General features: G+C 53.8%; 1 protein-coding gene. It reads right to left on the reverse strand.

What is annotated here, in order from left to right; genetic code table 11:
- Positions 1-181: 181 nt before the first annotated feature.
- On the reverse strand, positions 182-426 hold a 245-nt coding region (locus tag DUT91_RS25985), incomplete at its 5' end, for a hypothetical protein (protein ID WP_200835095.1).

The following is a 426-nucleotide window of genomic DNA, read 5'->3' on the forward strand; positions in this document are numbered from 1 at the left end:
TTGGTGAACGCAACCGCCAAATTGTCGTTTGCGTCCCCTTCCCCATCTTTGCGACTCGTTCTTTGGTGAAGCGGTCAGGCGCTGAATTGTCGACATTTTGGCGACATTCCCCGGCCCTTCCGGGGGGGGGCGCCTCAGGGAACCGACTCTCATAAATATCCTTGCGACGGCTTGCGGCTTATTAGAACGACTTAACCGCCGCATCCAGATACCATGATCGGTGCATGGCCTGATGGTCTTCCATCTGCTTTCCCATCACGCCGAGTAAACCACCCGTCCATGTGCTGAATGCGGGGCGCCCTTCCATGTCCATCATATTCTCTGGCATCGTACGAATGGTGTAGACGGGATTCTGGGTATTCCTTTCAACACCAAGGGTATTGAAATATGCCCCGTGCATTTGGAGTTTTGCTTTCCCGCGATAAG

This window comes from Paramesorhizobium salinisoli (assembly GCF_003335045.1).
Taxonomy (GTDB): Bacteria; Pseudomonadota; Alphaproteobacteria; order Rhizobiales; family Rhizobiaceae; genus Paramesorhizobium; species Paramesorhizobium salinisoli.